Below are 17484 nucleotides of genomic sequence, written 5' to 3'. Positions count from 1 at the left end.
GCGATGATCGGAGTGGATGTCGGCGGCACCTTCACGGATGTCGTCTCGATCACCGACGGCAAGGTCGCGGTGACCAAGGTGCCGAGCTCGCGCACCGACCCGGCGGGAAGCGTCGTCGAGGGGGCGAGGCGGCTGGGAGTCGACGAGAGCGCCGTGTTCAACCACGCCAGCACGATGGGCCTGAACGCCGTGCTCGAACGGCGCCTCCCGAAAGTCGGGCTCCTCACCACTGAGGGCTTCCGCGACGTGCTCGACCGCGGCTCGGTGCACCGCCCGCTCAGCGCCCAGACCGACCCGTCGTGGCGCCGCAGCTTCGGTGACGCCGCCCGCCCGCTCGTGCCGCGGTACCTGCGCCGCGGGGTGGTGGAGCGCAAGACCGCCGACGGCGCCACGCTGATCGAGCTCGACGAGGCGCAGGCGCGCGAGCAGATCGAGCTGCTCGGCCGCTGCGGCGTCGAGGGTGTCGCGATCTGCCTCATCAACGCCTACGTCGACGACAGTCACGAGCAGCGGTTGCGCGAGCTGGTGCGCGAGATCCTCGGCGACGGGGTGGAGGTGTCGCTCTCGGCCGCCACCTCCCCACTCGCGAAGGAGTACGAGCGCGCCTCCACGACCGTGATCGACGTCGTGATGAAACTGCTGTTCAGCGACTACGCGGGGCAGCTCCACAGCGAGCTCGGCGGGCTCGGCTTCACCGGGCAGCTCAACTTCGCCGACTGCGCGGCTAACCTGCTGCCGTGGCAGGAGGCCCTGGAGCGCCCGTTCCGCATCCTGTTCGCCGGCCCCGCCGCCGGCACCGTGTCGAGCGGCCACCTCGGCCAGGCGATCGGCCGGCGCGACATCCTCTGCGCCGACGTCGGGGGCACCTCCACCGACGTGTCGATCATCGTCGACGGCGCGCCCTTCGTGCAGAACACCTTCGAGATCGAGCACGACCTCATCATCAACGCCCTGTCCACCGAGGTCTCGAGCGTGGGCGCCGGAGGCGGGAGCCTCGTGACGGTCTCGTCGTCGGGCGGCATCCTGGTGGGCCCCGGCAGCGCCGGAGCCGAGCCGGGCCCGGCCTGCTACGGGCGCGGCGGCACCGAGCCGACCGTCACCGACGCGGCCCTGCTCATCGGCATCCTCGACCCCGCGGGCTTCGCCGGGGGCGAGTTCGAGCTCGACGCCGAGGCGTCGCGCCGCGCCTTCGAGTCGCTCGACACGCCGGTGCCGTTCGAGGAGCGCGTGCGCACCGCCTACCGGCTCGCCGTCGCGCACATGGCCGAGGAGATCCTCAACGTCGCCGTGCGCCACGGCGTCGACATCCGTGACTTCAGCCTCATGGCCTACGGCGCGGCGGGAGGGATGCTGCTGCCGGCCGCCCTCGACCTGCTGCCTCTCAAAGAGGTCGTCATCCCGCCGCATCCCGGTCTCTTCTCGGCGATCGGGTTGCTCTCGGCCGACCAGGTCTACTACGAGGCCGAGAGCGCCTACGTCGTCTTCGGCCCCGACACCGCGGCCGGCATCGACGAGGTCTACACGCGCATGGAGGAGCGGCTGCGCGCCCGTCTCGGCGCGGCGGCCGAGGGACTCCCCGTGCGGCGGAGCTTCGACGGGCGGCTCGTCGGCCAGAGCTGGGAGACACCGTTCGTGCAGATTCCCGCGGGTGCGATCACCGCGGAGAGCATCGCGGAGGTGGTGGCCGGCTTCCACGACAGCTACGAGCTGCGCAACGGCAACCGCTTCGACGCCTTCCCGGTGGAAGGGGTGACCTACCGGGTCGAGCTCGTCGTGCCCTCGGAGAAGGTGTCGTACGAACCCGCGCCGGAGGTCGAGCCCTTCCCGGCCGTGCCCGAGGGCACCACGACGCTGCGGCACCTCTCTGCGGAGCCGATCGAGGCGGAGTGGTTCTCCCGCGCCGCGCTCGAGGTGGGTGCCACGGTGACGGGCCCCGCGGTCATCCGCGAGGAGCTCAGCACCACCTTCGTCGCGGCGGGTCAGACCGCGACCGCCGGCCGCTGCGGCGAGCTGATCATCACCTCGAGGAGCGACGCATGACCATCACCGAGACCACCGCATCCGGTTCCCTGCCCGCACCCGGCGGCGCCGGCCGTGCCCGAGCGCTCATCCGCGACCTCGACGAAGCCGCCTTCCGCGAGCACTACGACTGCGACCGCTACACCGCCACGGTTCTCGGCAACCGCTTCGACTACCTGGTCGAGCACATGAGCGCGCGGCTGCTCACCGGCGCCTTCTCGCCGGTGCTGCGCGACTTCTACGACCTCGCCTGCACCATCGCCGGCCCGCGCTCGCTCGGCTACCCCGTTCCGGCGGCGAGCAACGGCATCGTGCTCATGGCGGGCACCACCATCGACGCCGTGCCGAACATGGTGGAGGAGTACGGCGTCTCGCGCCTCCGGCCGGGCGACGTGCTCATCGCCAACGACCCCTACCGCACGGGAAACCACAACAACGACCTCGTGTTCACCCGCCCCGTGTTCGAGGGCGACGACATCGTCGCCCTCGTCACCCTCAACGCCCATCAGCTCGACATGGGCGGCACGGTGCCGGGCGGCTTCAGCGCCACCAAGCAGAACGTGTTCGAGAACGGGCTCGTGCTCTCGCCGCGGCTGCTCGTGAGCGAGGGCGTCAACGTGCCCGAGTCGTGGAACGTCATCTTCGACAACGTGCGCATGGCCGAGGTGCTCTACCCCGACATGAAGACCGTGTGCTCGAGCCTCGAGCTCGGCGAGCGGCTGGTGCGGGAGTCGATCGAGCGCTACGGGCTTGCCGCCTTCCACGGCGCGATGCGCTACGCCACCGACGTCGCCGCCGAGCGGATGGCGCTCGGCATGGCGGAGCTCCCTGACGGCGACTGGGAGGCCGAGCACGGCGTCGACTGCGACGGTGTCGACGACACCGAGAGCTACCCGGTGCATGTGGCCATCAGGAAGCGCGGCGATCGCATCGAGGTCGACTTCTCGGGCACCCACCGGCAGGCCCGCACCTCCATCAACGCCACCGCCTGGGAGGTGAAGACCGCCATCGGGGTGGCGCTGAAGTACAACGTCGACCCGCGCGGCAGGTTCAACTCGGGGCTGTTCCGCAACATCGACATCGTCATCCCCGAGGGGTCGGTGGTGTCGGCGCTGCCGCCCGACGGGGCGGTGTTCCTCTACTTCGAGCAGAGCCAGGTCATCCTCGCCACGGTGCTCATCGCGCTCGAGAAGGCGCTCGGCGAGCGGGCGATCGCCGGCGACCGGGCGGGCACCAACCTGCACACCGCGTTCGGTGCTCGGCCCGACGGGTCGCCGTGGGTGTCGGCGATGCAGTGCGGCGGCGAGATCGGCCCGTTCGGCGCCAACCGGCACGGCGACGCCGACAGCCAGTGCATGTCGTACCTCGCCAACGGCATCGCCCCCTCGGTCGAGGCGGTCGAGAAGGAGAACCCGGTGGTGATGCTGCGGCACGAGCCCGTCGCCGACACGGCAGGGCCCGGCGTGCATCGGGGAGGCAACGCGATGCTGCGCGACACCCTCTGGCTCACGGATGCCGCGCACTCCATCATCGAGCTGCGCCACAAGACGGTCACCGGTTTCGGGGTGAACGGCGGTGGCGGCGGCGTGAACGGCGGCGTGTGGATCTTCCCGCCCGACGAATCGGGCGAGGCGCGGGTGCCGGGAACCGACCGCGACTCGTTCGCGGCGGGCACCGCGTGGGCCGGCGTGATCGACCCCGCCACGAACACGCCCTCGTCGACAGGGGAGTACGTGTACCCCTTCGCCCGCGCGAACGTGAGCACCGAGCGTTCCGTGCTGCGGTACATCACGAACGGGGCCGGCGGGTGGGGCAACCCGCTCGACCGCGAGCCCGAGCGGGTGCTGGTCGACGTGCGCGACGAGTACGTCACGCTCGAGGGTGCAGCGCGACTGTACGGCGTCGTCGTGGAGGGCGATCCCCAGCGCGACCCCGAGGGTCTCACGCTCGATCTCGACGCGACGTCGGCCCTCAGGGAGCGGATGCGCGCCCAGCGCGCGTGATCACGGCCCTGTAAAGCCTGAGCGTACGATTCGCGGAATCGGCTCTGGACTCGGGCTACCAGAAGTGTATGATTACCCCATTGTCCGACAATCAATGTCAGACAAACCGACAATGATGTCACCCAGAAAGCGAGCGATCACATGCACCGTCGCACCACAGCAGCTCTGCGCACCACGACCCTCTTAGCCGCCGTCTCCCTCCTCGCCGCCGGGTGTTCCGCCGGCGGAGACGCCGGCAGCACCGGCTCCGCCTCCGGCGGCGACGACGTCGAGCTGACCTACCAGAGCGCCGAAGGGGAGTGCGCCTCCGGCCCCCGTGACGGCGTCGACTACGACACCGCCGATGCCCTCATCAAGTCGTTCCAGGAGCCCTCCGAGGGTCTGCTGCAGACCGAGAAGCTGCCGCAGCCGCTCGGCGCCGACACGACCATCGCGTTCCTCAACAACGACACCGCGGTCGCGGGCATCATGTACGCCGCCATCCAGAAGGCCGCCGCCGACGCCGGCATCAACCTCGTGAACGTGAGCACGGGCACCGACGCCCAGAGCATCAACAGCGCGCTCAACTCGGTGGTGGAGCTCGACCCCGACGCGGTCATCTCCGTGGCCATCGACGCCACCTTCTACCAAGACCAGCTCAAGCAGCTCGAGGCCAACGGCGTGCCGATCGTCTACTCCTCGCAGCCGAACGCCGACGAGTTCGGTCTCGACGACTCCCTCGGCGGGTACAACGGCTCGCTCGTCAACGGCAAGGTGCTGGCCGCCGGTGCGGTCGCCTTCACCTGCGGCACGGGCGACGACTTCGTCTTCTACAACATCCCCGAGCTCGGCTTCTCGGCCATCCAGCTCGAGTCGACCCAGGAGTACCTCGCCGAGCTCTGCCCCGACTGCAACCTGCGCGTCGTCGACATCTCGATCGCCGACCCCAGCCCCGCCGACAAGATCGTCAGCGACCTGCAGTCGCACCCCGAGACCGACTACTTCGTCACCCCCGCCGACCAGTTCCAGGTCGGTCTCGCCGACAAGGCGCAGCTCGCCGGTCTCACCAACGCCTACGGCTTCGGTCAGTCGTCGCTGCCACCGAACGTGCAGCAGCTCGCCGACGGCCTGCAGTCGGCCGGTTTCGCCGTCGACCTCGACATGTACATGTACCTCACGCTCGACGAGGCGTTCCGCAAGATCCAGGGCGTCTACCAGCCGTACGACGACTGGGAGGCCGTGAACCGGTCGGTGTCGCGCGTGCTCACCCCCGCGAACGCGGGCGAGTACCTCGGCGGCTTCGTGGCCTACCCCGGCATGCAAGACGACTTCAAGACCCTCTGGGGCAAGTAAAGGAAATGGACACCATGACTCGACGCATCACCACGACCCTCAGGGCCGCCGCCGTGCTCGGCGCCTTCTCCCTCCTCGCCGCCGGCTGCTCGGCCGGCGGTGACGGGGGCGGCGCCACAGGAGCCGCAGGCGACGCCGTGCCGCTCACCTACATGGCCGACGACGGCTCGTGCGCATCCGGCCCCGCCGACGGCATCGACTTCGCCACCGCAGACGCGCTGGTGAAGACCTTCGAGGAGCCGGCCACCGAGATCCTCGCCACCGAGCCCCTCAAGGAGCCGGTCGACCCGAACACCAAGGCGGTCTACCTCAACAACGGCACCCCCATCGCCGCGCTGTTCCAGGCGGGCCTCCAGACGGCGTCGGAGGCGGCGGGCATCCAGTTCGTCAACGTCGACACCGGAACGGATGCGCAGAGCATCAACTCGGCCCTCAACTCGGTTGTCGAGATGAATCCCGACATCGTGTTCGACCAGTCGGTCGACGCGCGCTTCTTCCAAGACCAGCTGGCCCAGCTCGAGCAGCAGGGCGCCGCGATCGTCTACGGCGGGCAGCTGAACGCCGACGAGTTCGGGCTCCGCGACTCGCTCGGCGGTGCGGGCAGCATCGAGGTGAACAGCAAGGTGCTGGCGAACGCCGCCGTCTCGCTCACCTGCGGCACCGCGACGGAGTTCGTCATGTACTCCATCCCCGAGATCCCGGCCTCCGAGATCCAGAACGAGGCGGTTCCCGCTGCGCTGAAGGAGCTCTGCCCCCAGTGCAACATCCGCACGGTCGACATCTCGATCGCCGACCCCAGCCCGGCCGACAAGATCGTCAGCGACCTGCAGGCGCATCCGGAGACGCAGTTCTTCATCTCGCTCGCCGACCAGTACCAGATCGGGCTCGCCGACAAGGCGCAGCTCGCGGGGCTCACCAACGCCTACGGCGTCGGCCAGTCGTCGCTGCCGCAGAACATCCAGCAGATCGCCGACGGCACCGAGGTGGCGGGCTACGTGGTCGACTTCAACATGTTCATGTGGCTGCAGGTCGACGAGGGCCTGCGCGCCATGCAGGGCATGGAGGTCCCGTACCTCGACGGTGACTGGGAGTCGGCGGCACGGGCGGTCTCGCACATCGTGACCATCCGCAACGCCGACCAGTACCTCACCCCGGCCGGCTACGTCGCCCTCCCGGGCTTCGAAGACCAGTTCACGACGCTCTGGGGCAAGTGATCAGATGACGAATCTCTCGCCGACCGTCGAGGCGAGCCGCGACACCTCGCCGCTGCTGCACATCGAAGGCATGATCAAGGACTTCCCGGGCAACCGGGCCCTCGATGACGTGTCGCTCGACGTGCGGAGCGGTGAGGTGGTCGCCGTCGTGGGGCACAACGGGTCGGGCAAGTCGACCCTCGTGAAAATCCTCGCCGGGGTGTACACCTCCGACGGCGGCACCGTGGAGCTCTCCTCCCACGACGGTGTCGACACCTCGCTGCACATCATCCACCAAGACCTGGGGCTCGCGAACGAGCTCACGGGCATCGAGAACCTGGGCATCACGCACTACAAGGGCGCGTCGTCGTTCGCGCCCTTCGACCGCAAGAAGGAGCGGGCCAAGGCCCGCGCCCTGATCAGCCGGTTCGGCGAGCCCTTCGACGTCGACGTGCCGATCAGCAAGCTGGCTCCGGCCCAGCGCTCGATCATCGGCATCGCGCGGGCGCTCGACGGGTGGCAGCACCCGCGCAACGTGCTCATCCTCGACGAACCCACCGAGGCGCTTCACGCGTCGGAGGTGAAGGTGCTGTTCGACGCGGTGAAGAAGCTGGCCGCCGACGGAGCGGGCGTGATCTTCATCTCGCACCGCCTCGACGAGGTGCTCGACCTCGCCGACCGCGTGGTCGTGCTGCGCGACGGCCGCAAGGTCGCCGACGTGGAGCGGGTCGGGCTCGACCACGACCGGCTCGTCTCCTACGTCACCGGCATCCCGGTCGGCGAGGCCGAGCACGGTGAGAACGCACGGGTGCACGGCGACGTCGTGCTCGACATCCGCGGGCTCACCGGCGAGATCCTCGACGGCATCGACCTCCAGGTGAGCGCGGGCGAGGTGGTCGGCGTCGCCGGCGTGCTCGGCTCGGGTCGCGAGGCGCTTCCCGCCATGATCTTCGGGTCGGTGCCCGCCGACGTCGAATCGTTCACCCTCGCGGGGAAACCGTACCTGAAGCGCTCACCGCGGGAGAGCATCCGTCGTGGTGCCGCCTTCGTGCCGGGCGACCGGGCCAAGCTCGGCTCGGTGCGACCCATGACGGCGCGCGAGAACGTGACGCTGCCCGAACTCAAGTCGCTCACCACGGGGCTCGGTGCCATCAGCACCGCGCGCGAGAAGGCGCATGCCGCGTCGCTCGTCGAGGCGTACGACGTGAAGCCGCCGCGGGCGGAGCAGGTGTTCCAGCAGTTCTCGGGCGGCAATCAGCAGAAGATCGTATTCGCCAAGTGGCTGCGCAACAACCCGCGGCTGCTGCTGCTCGAAGAGCCCACCCAGGGCGTCGACATCGGGGCGAAGCAGGCCATCTACGACGCGATCGACGGTGCCGCCGAGGGCGGGGCGGGCGTGCTCGTCTGCTCCTCCGAGGCGAAGGAGCTGGTGCGTCTGTGCGATCGCGTGCTGGTGCTGCGCGACGGGAGGATCGCCGCCGAACTGGCGGGCGACGAGCTGACGGAGACGCGGCTCGTCATCGAAGGCTATGGATTGAAGAGCGAGGACGAGCAGTGAAGAAGACCGAAGCAATCAACCTCGCGGAGGAACCCGACGTGCGGTCGGGCCCCAAGCGCGGGGGCCTGGCGGCGGCGCTGTCGTTCCGCAACATCAGCGCGATCTACATCTTCATCGTGCTGTTCGCGGTGTTCGCCATCATCACCCCGCGCACCTTCCTCACCCCCGGCACCTGGCTGGTGCTGCTGGATGCGCAGTCGATCACCGTGCTCGCGGCGATCGCCGTGCTCATCCCGCTGGTCAACGGTGTGTTCAACCTCGCCATCGGCGCGGAGGTCGGGTTCGCGGTCATCCTCGTGGCGGTGCTGCAGACCAAGCTGCAGCTGCCTTGGGGGATCGCCATCCCGCTCACCATCCTGGTGGGGGCGCTCATCGGCATCGTCTCGGGCCTCATCATCACCAAGGGGCGCATCGACTCGTTCATCGCCACCCTCGGTATGAGCTCGATCCTGCTCGCCGGTCTCGCCTTCCTGTCGGAGAACCGGCAGATCATCGGGCTCGAAGACGGCTTCCGGTTGTTCGCCACCGGTGGTCTGCCGCTCGTTCCCGACAACCCGGCGTTCAAGATCACCAACCCCGTGTTCATCATGCTGCTCGTCGCGGTCGTGGTCTGGTACGTGCTCGAGCGCACCCCGGTCGGCCGACGGATGTACGCGGCGGGCTACAACCCCGACGGCGCCCGTCTCTCGGGTGTGAACGTCGCGCGGCTGCAGATCGCTTCGCTGGTCGCCGGCGGCATCATCGCCGCCCTCGCCGGTGTGCTGCTGGCCTCCCGCATCAACGCGGGCGACCCGACGGTGGGCCCCGGCCTGCTGCTGCCCGCGCTCACCGCCGTGTTCCTCGGATCGACCCAGTTCAAGGGCGGCCGCTTCAACGTGTGGGGCACCGTCATCTCGGTGTACGTGCTCGCCGTCGGCATCAAGGGCCTGCAGCTGCTCGGAGCCCAGAACTGGGTGAGCGACCTGTTCAACGGTGTGGCGCTGCTCGCCGCCGTGGGGCTGTCGCGCTGGGAGCGCACCGCGAAGCGCGGCGCGGCCATCCGCCGCGCGACGCCGACGTTCGGGCGCAAGAAGGCGTAGGCCACCGGGCGCGTCGCGCGTCGCGCGTCGCGCGCCCCGCGCGTCCCGCGTTCCGCGTCCCGCGCGTGTTGCCGACAGAGCGCGAAGTGCCCCCTCCCACAGCGGGAGGGGGCACTTCGCGTCTTCTCGGCGGCTCGTGTCGGGCGTGTCGGGCTACAGGAGGTTGCGGCGGGTGACCTCGGCGATGGCGCTCCAGTCGGCGTCTTTGAGGTCGTCGTCGGCGAGGGCCGCCTCGAAGACCGCCTCAAGAGCCGGCATCGTCGCGGGGGAGACGCCCCCCGCATCCGCCACCTTGCGGGCGAGGCCGAGGTCTTTGCGGCCGAGCCCGATGTGGAAGCCGGGCGGCGTGTACTCGCCGCGGGCGATCATGCCGCCGTAGCCCGAGTACACCACCCCGCCGAACAGGGTGCTCGACAGCAGCTCGGTGAAGAGCTCGGGGTCGACACCCTGGCGCTCGGTCATGGCGACCGACTCGCCGATCGCCTGGAGGGCGTGGATGATGTTGTAGTTCACCGCCGCCTTCACCGCGTTCGCGACCGAGGGGCGGTCGGAGACGCGCCAGGTGCGCTTGCCGAGCTCGGCGAAGTACGGCTCCACGGCGTCGAGCGCGTCGGCCGGGCCCGCCGCCAGGATGTTGAGCTGGCCGGCCGCCGCGACCGGCGGGCGCCCGAGCACCGGGGCGGCGACGTACACCGCTCCGGCCGACTCGAACGCCCGTGCCAGCTCGTCGGCGAGGTCGGGGCTGATCGACGCCATCATGACGTGGGTGGCGCCGCGACCGCCGAGCTCGGCGATCGCCGCCTCGTCGAGCACGCTCTGCACGGCCTCGTCGTTGGCGAGCATCGAGAACGACAGCGCGGGCGCGAGCGCCTCGGCGGGCGTCGCCGCCCGCCGGGCGCCCGCGGCCTCGAGCTCGTCGACGGCCGCGGGGGAGCGGTTCCACACCACCACGTCGTGGCCGGCGTCGACGAGGCGGCGGGCCATGCCCGATCCCATCGAGCCGAGGCCGAGGAACCCGATGGTGGTGCGGGCGGCGACGTCAGCGCCCCCGCCGGTCCCGTCGCCGGTGCCGTCGTGCGTGGTGTCGGTGCTCACGCTTCGCCGCGTCCCCACGTGGTGTTGAGGTGCGACTGGGAGTCGCGCTCGAGGTTCAGCGGACCGTCGATGGTGTAGTAGCGCTTGCCCGCCACGAGCAGTTCCTCGGCCGGGAACTTCGTGATGACCTCGCAGCCGTCGGCGGTCACGACGACCTCTTCCTCGATGCGGGCGGCGCCCCATCCGTCGGCCGAAGGCCAGTAGGTCTCGAGGGCGAAGACGTTGCCCTCCTGCAGGGTCTCGGGGTGGTCGAGCGAGGTCAGGCGCGAGAAGATCGGCTTCTCCCAGATCGACAGGCCCACGCCGTGGCCGTACTGCAGGGCGAACGCCGCCTCTTCGTCGGCGAAGCCGAACTCCTGGGCGGTGGGCCACACCGAGACGATGTCGGCGGTGGTGGCGCCGGGCTTCACCAGGGCGATCGCGCGGTCCATGTACTCGCGGGCGCGGGTGTACGCGTCGCGCTGGGCCGACGACGCCGAGCCCACCGCGAAGGTGCGGTAGTAGCAGGTGCGGTAGCCGTTGAAGGAGTGCAGGATGTCGAAGAACGCCGGGTCGCCGGGGCGGATGAGCCGGTCGGAGAACACGTGCGGGTGCGGCGAGCAGCGCTCGCCCGAGATCGCGTTCACGCCCTCGACGTACTCCGAGCCGAGGTCGTAGAGCGTCTTTGCGACGAGCCCGACCGCCTCGTTCTCGCGCACACCGGGGCGGAGGAAGCGGTAGAGGTCTTCGTAGGCGGCGTCGACCATCGAAGCGGCCTGGGTGAGCAGCCGGATCTCGTCGGGCGTCTTCACGCGCCGCGCCTCCATGAACACCTGCTGACCGTCGACGACCTGGATGCCCTCCTGCTGCAGCGCGAACAGGATGGGGAGCTCGATGACGTCGACGCCGAGCGGCTGGTTGGCGAGCCCGAACTTCTCGAGCTCGCGCTTGATCTTCTTCGCCACCTTCTGGGCGATCTCCGCCTCGGGCGGGAAGGCCCCGCGGAGCGTGGAGATGCCGGCACGGGCGCCCGTCTCCAGGCGCGGGCGCTTGGCGCCCTCGTGCGGGGCGTTCGGGTCGGCGTCCATCTCGGCGGTCGTGGTGTCGAGCCACGGGTTGTAGAGCTTGTGGTGCTTGGCGGCAGAGCCGAAGTCCCACACCACCGGGTCGGTGTTGCGGGTGAGGAGGGCGAAGCGGATGAGCTTGTCCATCGCCCAGGTGCCGATGTGGGTGGCGCTCATGTACCGGATGTTCGAGAAGTCGAACGCGAGCACGGCACCCAGCTCCGAGAGATCGAGCTCGGCCTTCAGGCGGGCCAGGCGCGCATCGCGCAGCCGGTCCATGTCGACGCGCTCCTCCCAGTCGACGGCGTTGGTCCCGGTCGTTCCGGTGCTCTTCATCGAGTCCTCCTCGTATCGCGAGTCTTGGCGTCGCCATCGTGCCTGAAACGGCACGGGCGTACAGCATGACTTTACAGCACGCGCACCGTAGAATGGGAGATCTTCGGTCGGACGTGCAGTGCAGAGCCGCACCACGAGACCACGACCTCCAGGGGAGCCCAGATGCCGGACAGCCTCGGTGAACGCCTACGCGAAGCCCGCACCAAGCGCGGACTGAGTCTGCGGAGCGTCGCGCAGTCGCTCGGCGTCTCGGCCTCGCTCATCTCGCAGGTCGAGATCGGCAAGACCCAGCCGTCGGTGCAGACGCTCTATGCGCTCGCCAGCCACCTCGGTGTCTCGCTCGACGAGCTGGTGGGGCTGCCCGCCGGTCCGTCTCCTGAAGACGCGAAGGCGCCGGAGATGTTCGGGCACTCGGGCCCGGCGCTCCCCGACGTGCAGCGCGGTGCCGAGAACCCCGTCATCGAGATGGAGAACGGGGTGCGCTGGGAGCGGCTCGCGGTCGGGGCCGGAGGTCCCGTCGACGCACTCCTGGTCACCTACGAGCCCGGGGCGGCGAGTTCGGTCGAGGGCAAGCTGATGAGGCACGCCGGCGTGGAGTACGCGTACCTGCTCGAGGGGGAGCTCACGCTGCACATCGACTTCGACACGCACGTGCTGCAGCCGGGTGACTCGCTGCAGTTCGACTCCGTGCGGCCGCACCTGTACTCGAACACGGGCAGTGTTCCCGCCAAGGGGGTGTGGTTCGTCTTCGGGCGCCGCCAGCACAACCAGTCGATGCGGGATGCGCCGGTGGTGTCGAGCGCGGGCGGTTCCGGCTCCCTGTCGGGGCCCGGCTCGGCTGTCGACGTGCTGCGCGCGATGGACGGGCTGTAGGGGTTCGGCGGGGCCGGCAGGCTCTAGGAGTTCGGCGGGGCCGGGTGGTCTCGGGCCACCTAGGCCCCGCCTCTTCTTTCTCTGTGTTCTGAGTTCTCAGCTCTTCGTGTGCACGGCAGGGCGCGCATCCGTCGCCCACGGGTCGACGAGGGTCTTGATCTGCGTGCTGCGACCCTCGAGGAGGGGCTGCAGGGCGTCTTCGGCGACGCGGTCGAGGGGGATGACCTCGCTCGCGATGTCCGACCAGTCGTCGCGGGTGCCGAGCAGGCGTACGGCCTCGGGGAAATCGGTCGAGAAGACGTGAGCGACCGTGCCGATGATGGTGTACTCGCTGAGGGTCCACTTCCCGAGGGGGAGTGCCGGTTCGCCGCGCTGGATGCCGACGGGCACGATCGTCGCACCCGGCTTCGCGGTCTCGAGCACCGAGGCCAGGCCGGGGGCGGAGCCACTGACCTCGAAGAACACGTCGGCGTCCATGCCGAGCTCGTCGAGCCGGTCGCTCAGCGAGGTCGTGCCCGCCTTCAGCGTCTCCGCCGCGCCGAGGCGCCGCGCGAGCTCGAGGCGGTCGTCGTTCAGGTCGACGACGAGCACGCGAGCCCCGGTGGCGGCCGCGGCCACGGTGATGAAGGCGCCGATGCCGCCGACGCCGATCACGACGGCGTCGTCACCCTGCGACAGCCCGCTTCGCCGCACCGCGTGCACGGCGATGGCCATCGGCTGGGTGAGCCCGAGGGTGTCGAGCGCCAGGCCCGAGTCGGAGACGTCGAGGGTGATCGACGCGGGGGAGACGACGTAGCCCGAGAGGCCGCCGTCGTGGTGGAAGCCGATGGTGGAGTAGCTACGGCACAGGTTCGTGCGGCCCTGACGGCAGGGCTTGCACTCGCCGCACGAGATGCCGGCGCCGCTCACCACGGTGGCGCCGACGGGAGGGGCCGTGACGCCGGGGCCGACGGCCTCGACGACGCCCGCGAACTCGTGGCCGAGGGCCACCGGAGGCTTCGCGAGCGCGAGGTGGTGGCCGAACTCGGTGGCGTCGCTGCCGCACACGCCGCAGACCGCGACCCTGATGAGCACCTCGCCCGGGCCGGGTGTCGGCGTCTGCTGATCCTCAATCCGCAGGTCGCCCACGTCGTGCAGTACCGCAGCACGCACGGTCGCCTCGATGGTCACGCGAAAGCCCCTTCCGAGATCGGGAGCTGCACGGCGGAGCGCTCGGCGATCATCCGCCCGAGGTGCTTCTCGTACACCGCGAGGTGGTCGGGGTGGTCGAGGTAGCTGTCGAGCCCGGCTGCGTCGTCGAGGATCGCCGCGACGCCGTAGTCGGAACCGGCGGGGCGCAGGTGCAGGTTCGGCCCCGCGGTGTACGACTTGATCTCGGGAATGCCCTTCGCCATCTCGAGGAGGGCGTCGGTGAGCGCGCTCACGTCGGCCTCGGTGACGTCGTCCTTCCAACGGAATGCGGCGATGTGGAGGATCATCGGGTTCCCTGCTCTCTTCGTCGAGGTCTGCTTGTCGGCCTGGTGTCCAGATCGACACCGTGTCCAGTATCAATTTACACTTGGACTGCGCGATGTCGAGATCATCAGTTCGTATGACAATTTGTGGATGTCGCGATAGTCTCGCACTGCCATCACGCAATGCCAAAGGAGGTAAACGGATGAGCGGACCCCGCATCGCTGTTCTCGGGGCGGGCGCCAACGGCGCCTCCGTCGGGGCGGATCTCACGAACGCCGGTCTCGATGTCGTGCTGATCGAGCAGTGGCCTGCCCACGTCGAGCGGATGCGCACCGACGGTGTGCGCATCATCACCCCGGAGAGCGAACTGCACGTGCGCCCGACGGTGATCAACCTCTGCGAGGTCGCCGAGCTCAGGCAGCCCTTCGATGTGGTGCTGATGCTCATGAAGGCCTACGACTCCCGCTGGGCTGCGGAGCTCATCCGGCCGTATCTCGCCGACGACGGCCTCATGGCCGGGGTGCAGAACGGGATGACCGCCCGGGTCGTCGAAGACGTGGTGGGGGCGCACCGCACGATTGGCACCGTCATCGAGTGCTCGGCGACGATGAACGAGCCAGGCGTCGTGCACCGGCACACCGGTGTCGACCGTTCCTGGTTCGCCGTGGGCGAGCTTCCCGGTGGGCCGGCGGGGCGCTCCCAGGAGATCGCCGCGCTGCTGCGCCATTCCGGCACGGTCGCGCACTTCGACGACATCGAGGCGGCGAAGTGGATGAAGCTGGTGAGCAACTCGACGCTGCTCGTCACCTCCGCCATCCTCGGCCTCCCCATGCTCGACGCCCTGCACACCCCCGGCTACCGCGAGCTCATGGTCGCGGCGGGGAACGAGGCGATCGCCGTCGGCACGGCTCTCGGGCACCCGGTGCTCCCCATCTTCGGGCTCACGGCCGACGAGATCTCCGACCCCGACCAGGTCGTCGAGATCATGACCGACAAGCTCTTCGCTGGCTTCGTCGTTCCCGGAGCGACGACGACCGTGCTGCAGGACTGGGAGAAGGGGCGCCACAGCGAGGTCGACGACCTCAACGGCCACGTGGTCGACGTCGGCCGTCGTCTCGGCGTGCCGACCCCGGTGAACGCGGCCGTGGTGGAGGTCGCGCACCGAATCGAACGGGGCGAGGCGCGCCCCGAACCCGGGCACCTGGCGGAGCTGTCTCGAGCCATCGCGTGAAGTCGCCCGTACTGGCGACCGCCGCGACCCTCGCCGCGGGTGCGGCCGTGGCCGTGCAGACCTCGGTGAACGGGCACGTCAGTGTCGACACCGGGTCGCCGGTGCTGGCCACGGCGGTGAACCACGGGTCTGCCCTCGCCATCGCCCTCGTCGTCGCGTTGGCGATGGGCGCCCTGCCGCGCGCGGTGCGGTCGCTCAAGGCGCGGCGGAGCGAGATCAAGCGCTGGTGGTTCCTCGGCGGACTGATGGGCTTCGTCGCCGTGCTGGCCATCATCACCGTCACACCCGAGGTCGGCGTGGTGGCGGTCGGAGTGGCGATCACACTGGGCCAGCTGATCGGCTCGGTGATCGCCGACTCGTTCAACCTCGGGCCCGGCGGGAAGCGCCGGCTGAACCTGCTGCGCACCATCGGCCTCGGTGTCGCGGTCGTCGCGGTGCTGGTCGGTGCGATCGGGCGCTTCGACGTGAGCAATGCGCTCGTCATCCCGATCGTGGTGGTGGCGGGCGTGATCATCGCCATCCAGCAGGCCGCCAACGGCTGGCTCGTCGTGGTGACGGGCGAGTTCGCGGCGATGTCGGTCATCAACTTCCTCACTTCCGGTGTCTTCGTCGGGCTGGCGCTCGTGGTGACGCTCTTCCTGCAGCCGATCGACTTCGGCGCGCTGCCGCCCTGGGCGCCGCTCGGGGGCCTTCTCGGAGCGGTGATCGGCGTGGTGACCGCGCTCACCGTGCGCACCATCGGGGTGCTCAGCGCCATTCTGTGCATTGCCGCCGGGCAGGCCATCGCGTCGGTGCTGCTCGATCTCGTGGTGCCCGTCGACGCCCTCGGTCTCACGCCCACCGCCGTCATCGGCGCGATTCTCGCCGTGGCCGCCGTCGGCATCGCCGGCCTCGGAGCAGCGGCAGCGGCCCGCCGCCGCGACCCCGTCTCCGACGCCGACGCCGACGCCGCCCAGGCGGTCGCGCCCCAATGACCCTCGGAGACCAAGCAGGGCCCGACCGGAACGGAGAGCATCGATGCCCACACGAGTGACGGCAGCCGTCGCCCATCGCGACGAGACCGAGCTGGGGGTCGAGACCGTGACACTGCGCGACCCGGGGGAGCGCGACGTGGTGGTCGAGATCGACGCGACCGCGTTCTGCTACAGCGACTGGATCGCGGTGCGGGGCGACACCGGGCTGCCGGGGCTCGTGCCCGATCCGTACCCCGTGGTGCTCGGGCACTCGGCCGTGGCGCGGGTGGTCGAGCGCGGCGCGGCCTCACGGCTCGAGGTGGGCCAGCGGGTGATCGTGACGGCGACCCCGGAGTGCGGGGAGTGCTTCTGGTGTCGCAGCGGCCGAGTCGACCAGTGCGAGAAGCTATTCGTGCCGGCGCCGGTGATCGGCATGCTCGACGACGGGCGCGAGGTGCGGGCACCCGGAGCGTCGGCGACCTACGCGGAGCGGAGCGTCATCCGCGACATCCAGGTCTTCCCCGTGCACAGCGACCTTCCGGATGCGTGGCTGGCGATGTTCGGCTGCGGCATCATCTCGGGCATGGGAGCGGTGGTGAATGTCGCGCGGGTCGAGGCTGGCAGCTCGGTGGTGGTCGTGGGGTGCGGTCAGGAAGGTCTGTGGATGATCCAGGCCGCGCGCATCCTGGGAGCACGTCACATCGTGGCGGTCGATCCGCTCGCGGAGCGTCGCGAGCTCGCGCTGCGGGTGGGGGCGACGGCGGTCGCCGACCCCGGAGGGGTGCCGAGCGCAGAGGGCGACGAGTGTGTGCGCGACGTCGTGCTCGCCGCCACGGGTGGGCGCGGGGCCGACTTCGGCTTCGACGCCGGGGGGAGTGTCGAGTCGGTGCAGCAGGCCTTCGCGCTCACGCGCCTCGGGGGTGTCGTGACGATCACCTCGTACGTCACCCGCGACACCACGGTCTCGCTACCGCTGTTCGACTTGGCGCTGCGCGGGCGCGACTTGCGCAGCTCGCAGAGCGGGCGACTCGACATGACCCGCGACCTGGCTCAGTTCCTCCCGTGGCTCGAATCGGGCGCCGTCGACGTCGACGCCCTGCTCGGCCCGGTGCGCCCCCTCGCCGCCATCAACGACGCCCTCGCCGCCTCCCGCGACCGCACTGAGATCACGCCCATCCTCACCCCCTGACCCCCGAACCCACGTTCTTACGGACAAAGTCCGTGATAACCGAGTTCTTCACGGACTTTGTCCGTAGGAAACTCGGGGAGGGGTGCGTGGGGGTGCTGGTGCGTGCTGTGGGGCGAGGATTGGTC

14 protein-coding genes are annotated in these 17484 nt (G+C 69.9%); 10 read left to right on the top strand and 4 right to left on the bottom strand.

Annotated elements, in window-relative coordinates; genetic code table 11:
• The first annotated feature begins 3 nt into the window (after positions 1–3).
• The 6 genes from HL652_RS11225 to HL652_RS11200 all read left to right on the top strand — a co-directional run bounded on the left by HL652_RS11225 (position 4) and on the right by HL652_RS11200 (position 9184).
• Positions 4–2040, top strand: a complete 2037-nt coding sequence (locus tag HL652_RS11225) for a hydantoinase/oxoprolinase family protein (protein ID WP_171705394.1) — start codon at positions 4–6, stop codon at positions 2038–2040.
• Positions 2037–4022 (top strand): hydantoinase B/oxoprolinase family protein, encoded by a 1986-nt coding sequence (locus HL652_RS11220; protein WP_171705393.1) that lies wholly within the window; start codon positions 2037–2039, stop codon positions 4020–4022. The genes HL652_RS11225 and HL652_RS11220 overlap by 4 nt, the downstream gene beginning before the upstream one ends.
• A gap of 141 nt (positions 4023–4163) precedes the next feature.
• Positions 4164–5354 carry a sugar ABC transporter substrate-binding protein gene (locus HL652_RS11215; RefSeq protein ID WP_171705392.1) on the top strand — a complete coding sequence of 397 codons (1191 nt, stop codon included), beginning with the start codon at positions 4164–4166 and terminating at the stop codon, positions 5352–5354.
• Between the two features lie 14 nt (positions 5355–5368).
• Positions 5369–6568: a substrate-binding domain-containing protein gene (locus HL652_RS11210; protein WP_171705391.1), complete on the top strand. Its 1200-nt coding sequence runs from the start codon at positions 5369–5371 to the stop codon at positions 6566–6568.
• A gap of 4 nt (positions 6569–6572) precedes the next feature.
• Entirely contained in the window at positions 6573–8105 is a 1533-nt protein-coding gene (locus HL652_RS11205) for a sugar ABC transporter ATP-binding protein (RefSeq protein WP_171705390.1), read from the top strand.
• Positions 8102–9184, top strand: a complete 1083-nt coding sequence (locus tag HL652_RS11200; protein WP_171705389.1) for an ABC transporter permease — start codon at positions 8102–8104, stop codon at positions 9182–9184. The genes HL652_RS11205 and HL652_RS11200 overlap by 4 nt, the downstream gene beginning before the upstream one ends.
• Before the next feature lie 153 nt (positions 9185–9337).
• On the opposite strand, the gene HL652_RS11195 is transcribed toward HL652_RS11200, so the two are convergent.
• Complete coding sequence (locus HL652_RS11195) at positions 9338–10279, bottom strand: NAD(P)-dependent oxidoreductase (RefSeq protein WP_253743200.1); 942 nt, start codon at positions 10277–10279, stop codon at positions 9338–9340.
• On the bottom strand, positions 10276–11658 hold the full coding sequence (locus HL652_RS11190) for a M24 family metallopeptidase (protein ID WP_171705388.1): 1383 nt from the start codon (positions 11656–11658) through the stop codon (positions 10276–10278). The genes HL652_RS11195 and HL652_RS11190 overlap by 4 nt, the downstream gene beginning before the upstream one ends.
• A 162-nt stretch (positions 11659–11820) precedes the next feature.
• Between HL652_RS11190 and HL652_RS11185 the strand changes: the two genes are divergently transcribed.
• Positions 11821–12531 (top strand): helix-turn-helix domain-containing protein, encoded by a 711-nt coding sequence (locus tag HL652_RS11185; RefSeq protein ID WP_171705387.1) that lies wholly within the window; start codon positions 11821–11823, stop codon positions 12529–12531.
• Positions 12532–12627: 96 nt separating this feature from the next.
• Here HL652_RS11185 and HL652_RS11180 read toward each other — a convergent pair whose 3' ends face one another.
• Together HL652_RS11180 and HL652_RS11175 are read right to left on the bottom strand one after the other, a co-directional pair.
• On the bottom strand, positions 12628–13701 hold the full coding sequence (locus HL652_RS11180) for a zinc-dependent alcohol dehydrogenase (RefSeq protein ID WP_171705386.1): 1074 nt from the start codon (positions 13699–13701) through the stop codon (positions 12628–12630).
• Entirely contained in the window at positions 13698–14009 is a 312-nt protein-coding gene (locus HL652_RS11175; protein WP_171705385.1) for a Dabb family protein, read from the bottom strand. Before HL652_RS11175 ends, HL652_RS11180 begins: the two co-directional genes overlap by 4 nt.
• Before the next feature lie 179 nt (positions 14010–14188).
• Here HL652_RS11175 and HL652_RS11170 point away from each other — a divergent pair, with 179 nt between their 5' ends.
• The 3 genes from HL652_RS11170 to HL652_RS11160 are packed head-to-tail and all read left to right on the top strand — an operon-like array spanning position 14189 to position 17359.
• A complete protein-coding gene (locus HL652_RS11170) occupies positions 14189–15217 on the top strand; it encodes a ketopantoate reductase family protein (protein WP_171705384.1) in 1029 nt (342 codons plus the stop codon).
• Positions 15214–16191 (top strand): DMT family transporter, encoded by a 978-nt coding sequence (locus tag HL652_RS11165; protein WP_171705383.1) that lies wholly within the window; start codon positions 15214–15216, stop codon positions 16189–16191. Before HL652_RS11170 ends, HL652_RS11165 begins: the two co-directional genes overlap by 4 nt.
• Positions 16192–16234: 43 nt before the next feature.
• A complete protein-coding gene (locus tag HL652_RS11160) occupies positions 16235–17359 on the top strand; it encodes a zinc-binding dehydrogenase (protein WP_171705382.1) in 1125 nt (374 codons plus the stop codon).
• The last annotated feature ends 125 nt before the right edge of the window (positions 17360–17484 follow it).

This window comes from Herbiconiux sp. SALV-R1, assembly GCF_013113715.1.
Taxonomy (GTDB): Bacteria; Actinomycetota; Actinomycetes; order Actinomycetales; family Microbacteriaceae; genus Herbiconiux.
Note: the sequence above shows the minus strand (reverse complement) of the source record. Positions and strands in the feature narration are given on the sequence as shown.

Coding starts and splice junctions, on each gene's coding strand:
- HL652_RS11210 (WP_171705391.1), top strand. CDS start 5,369: ATGACTCGACGCATCACCACGACCCTCAGGGCCGCCGCCGTGCTCGGC.
- HL652_RS11160 (WP_171705382.1), top strand. CDS start 16,235: ATGCCCACACGAGTGACGGCAGCCGTCGCCCATCGCGACGAGACCGAG.
- HL652_RS11190 (WP_171705388.1), bottom strand. CDS start 11,658: ATGAAGAGCACCGGAACGACCGGGACCAACGCCGTCGACTGGGAGGAG.
- HL652_RS11215 (WP_171705392.1), top strand. CDS start 4,164: ATGCACCGTCGCACCACAGCAGCTCTGCGCACCACGACCCTCTTAGCC.
- HL652_RS11205 (WP_171705390.1), top strand. CDS start 6,573: ATGACGAATCTCTCGCCGACCGTCGAGGCGAGCCGCGACACCTCGCCG.
- HL652_RS11225 (WP_171705394.1), top strand. CDS start 4: ATGATCGGAGTGGATGTCGGCGGCACCTTCACGGATGTCGTCTCGATC.
- HL652_RS11170 (WP_171705384.1), top strand. CDS start 14,189: ATGAGCGGACCCCGCATCGCTGTTCTCGGGGCGGGCGCCAACGGCGCC.
- HL652_RS11220 (WP_171705393.1), top strand. CDS start 2,037: ATGACCATCACCGAGACCACCGCATCCGGTTCCCTGCCCGCACCCGGC.
- HL652_RS11185 (WP_171705387.1), top strand. CDS start 11,821: ATGCCGGACAGCCTCGGTGAACGCCTACGCGAAGCCCGCACCAAGCGC.
- HL652_RS11175 (WP_171705385.1), bottom strand. CDS start 14,009: ATGATCCTCCACATCGCCGCATTCCGTTGGAAGGACGACGTCACCGAG.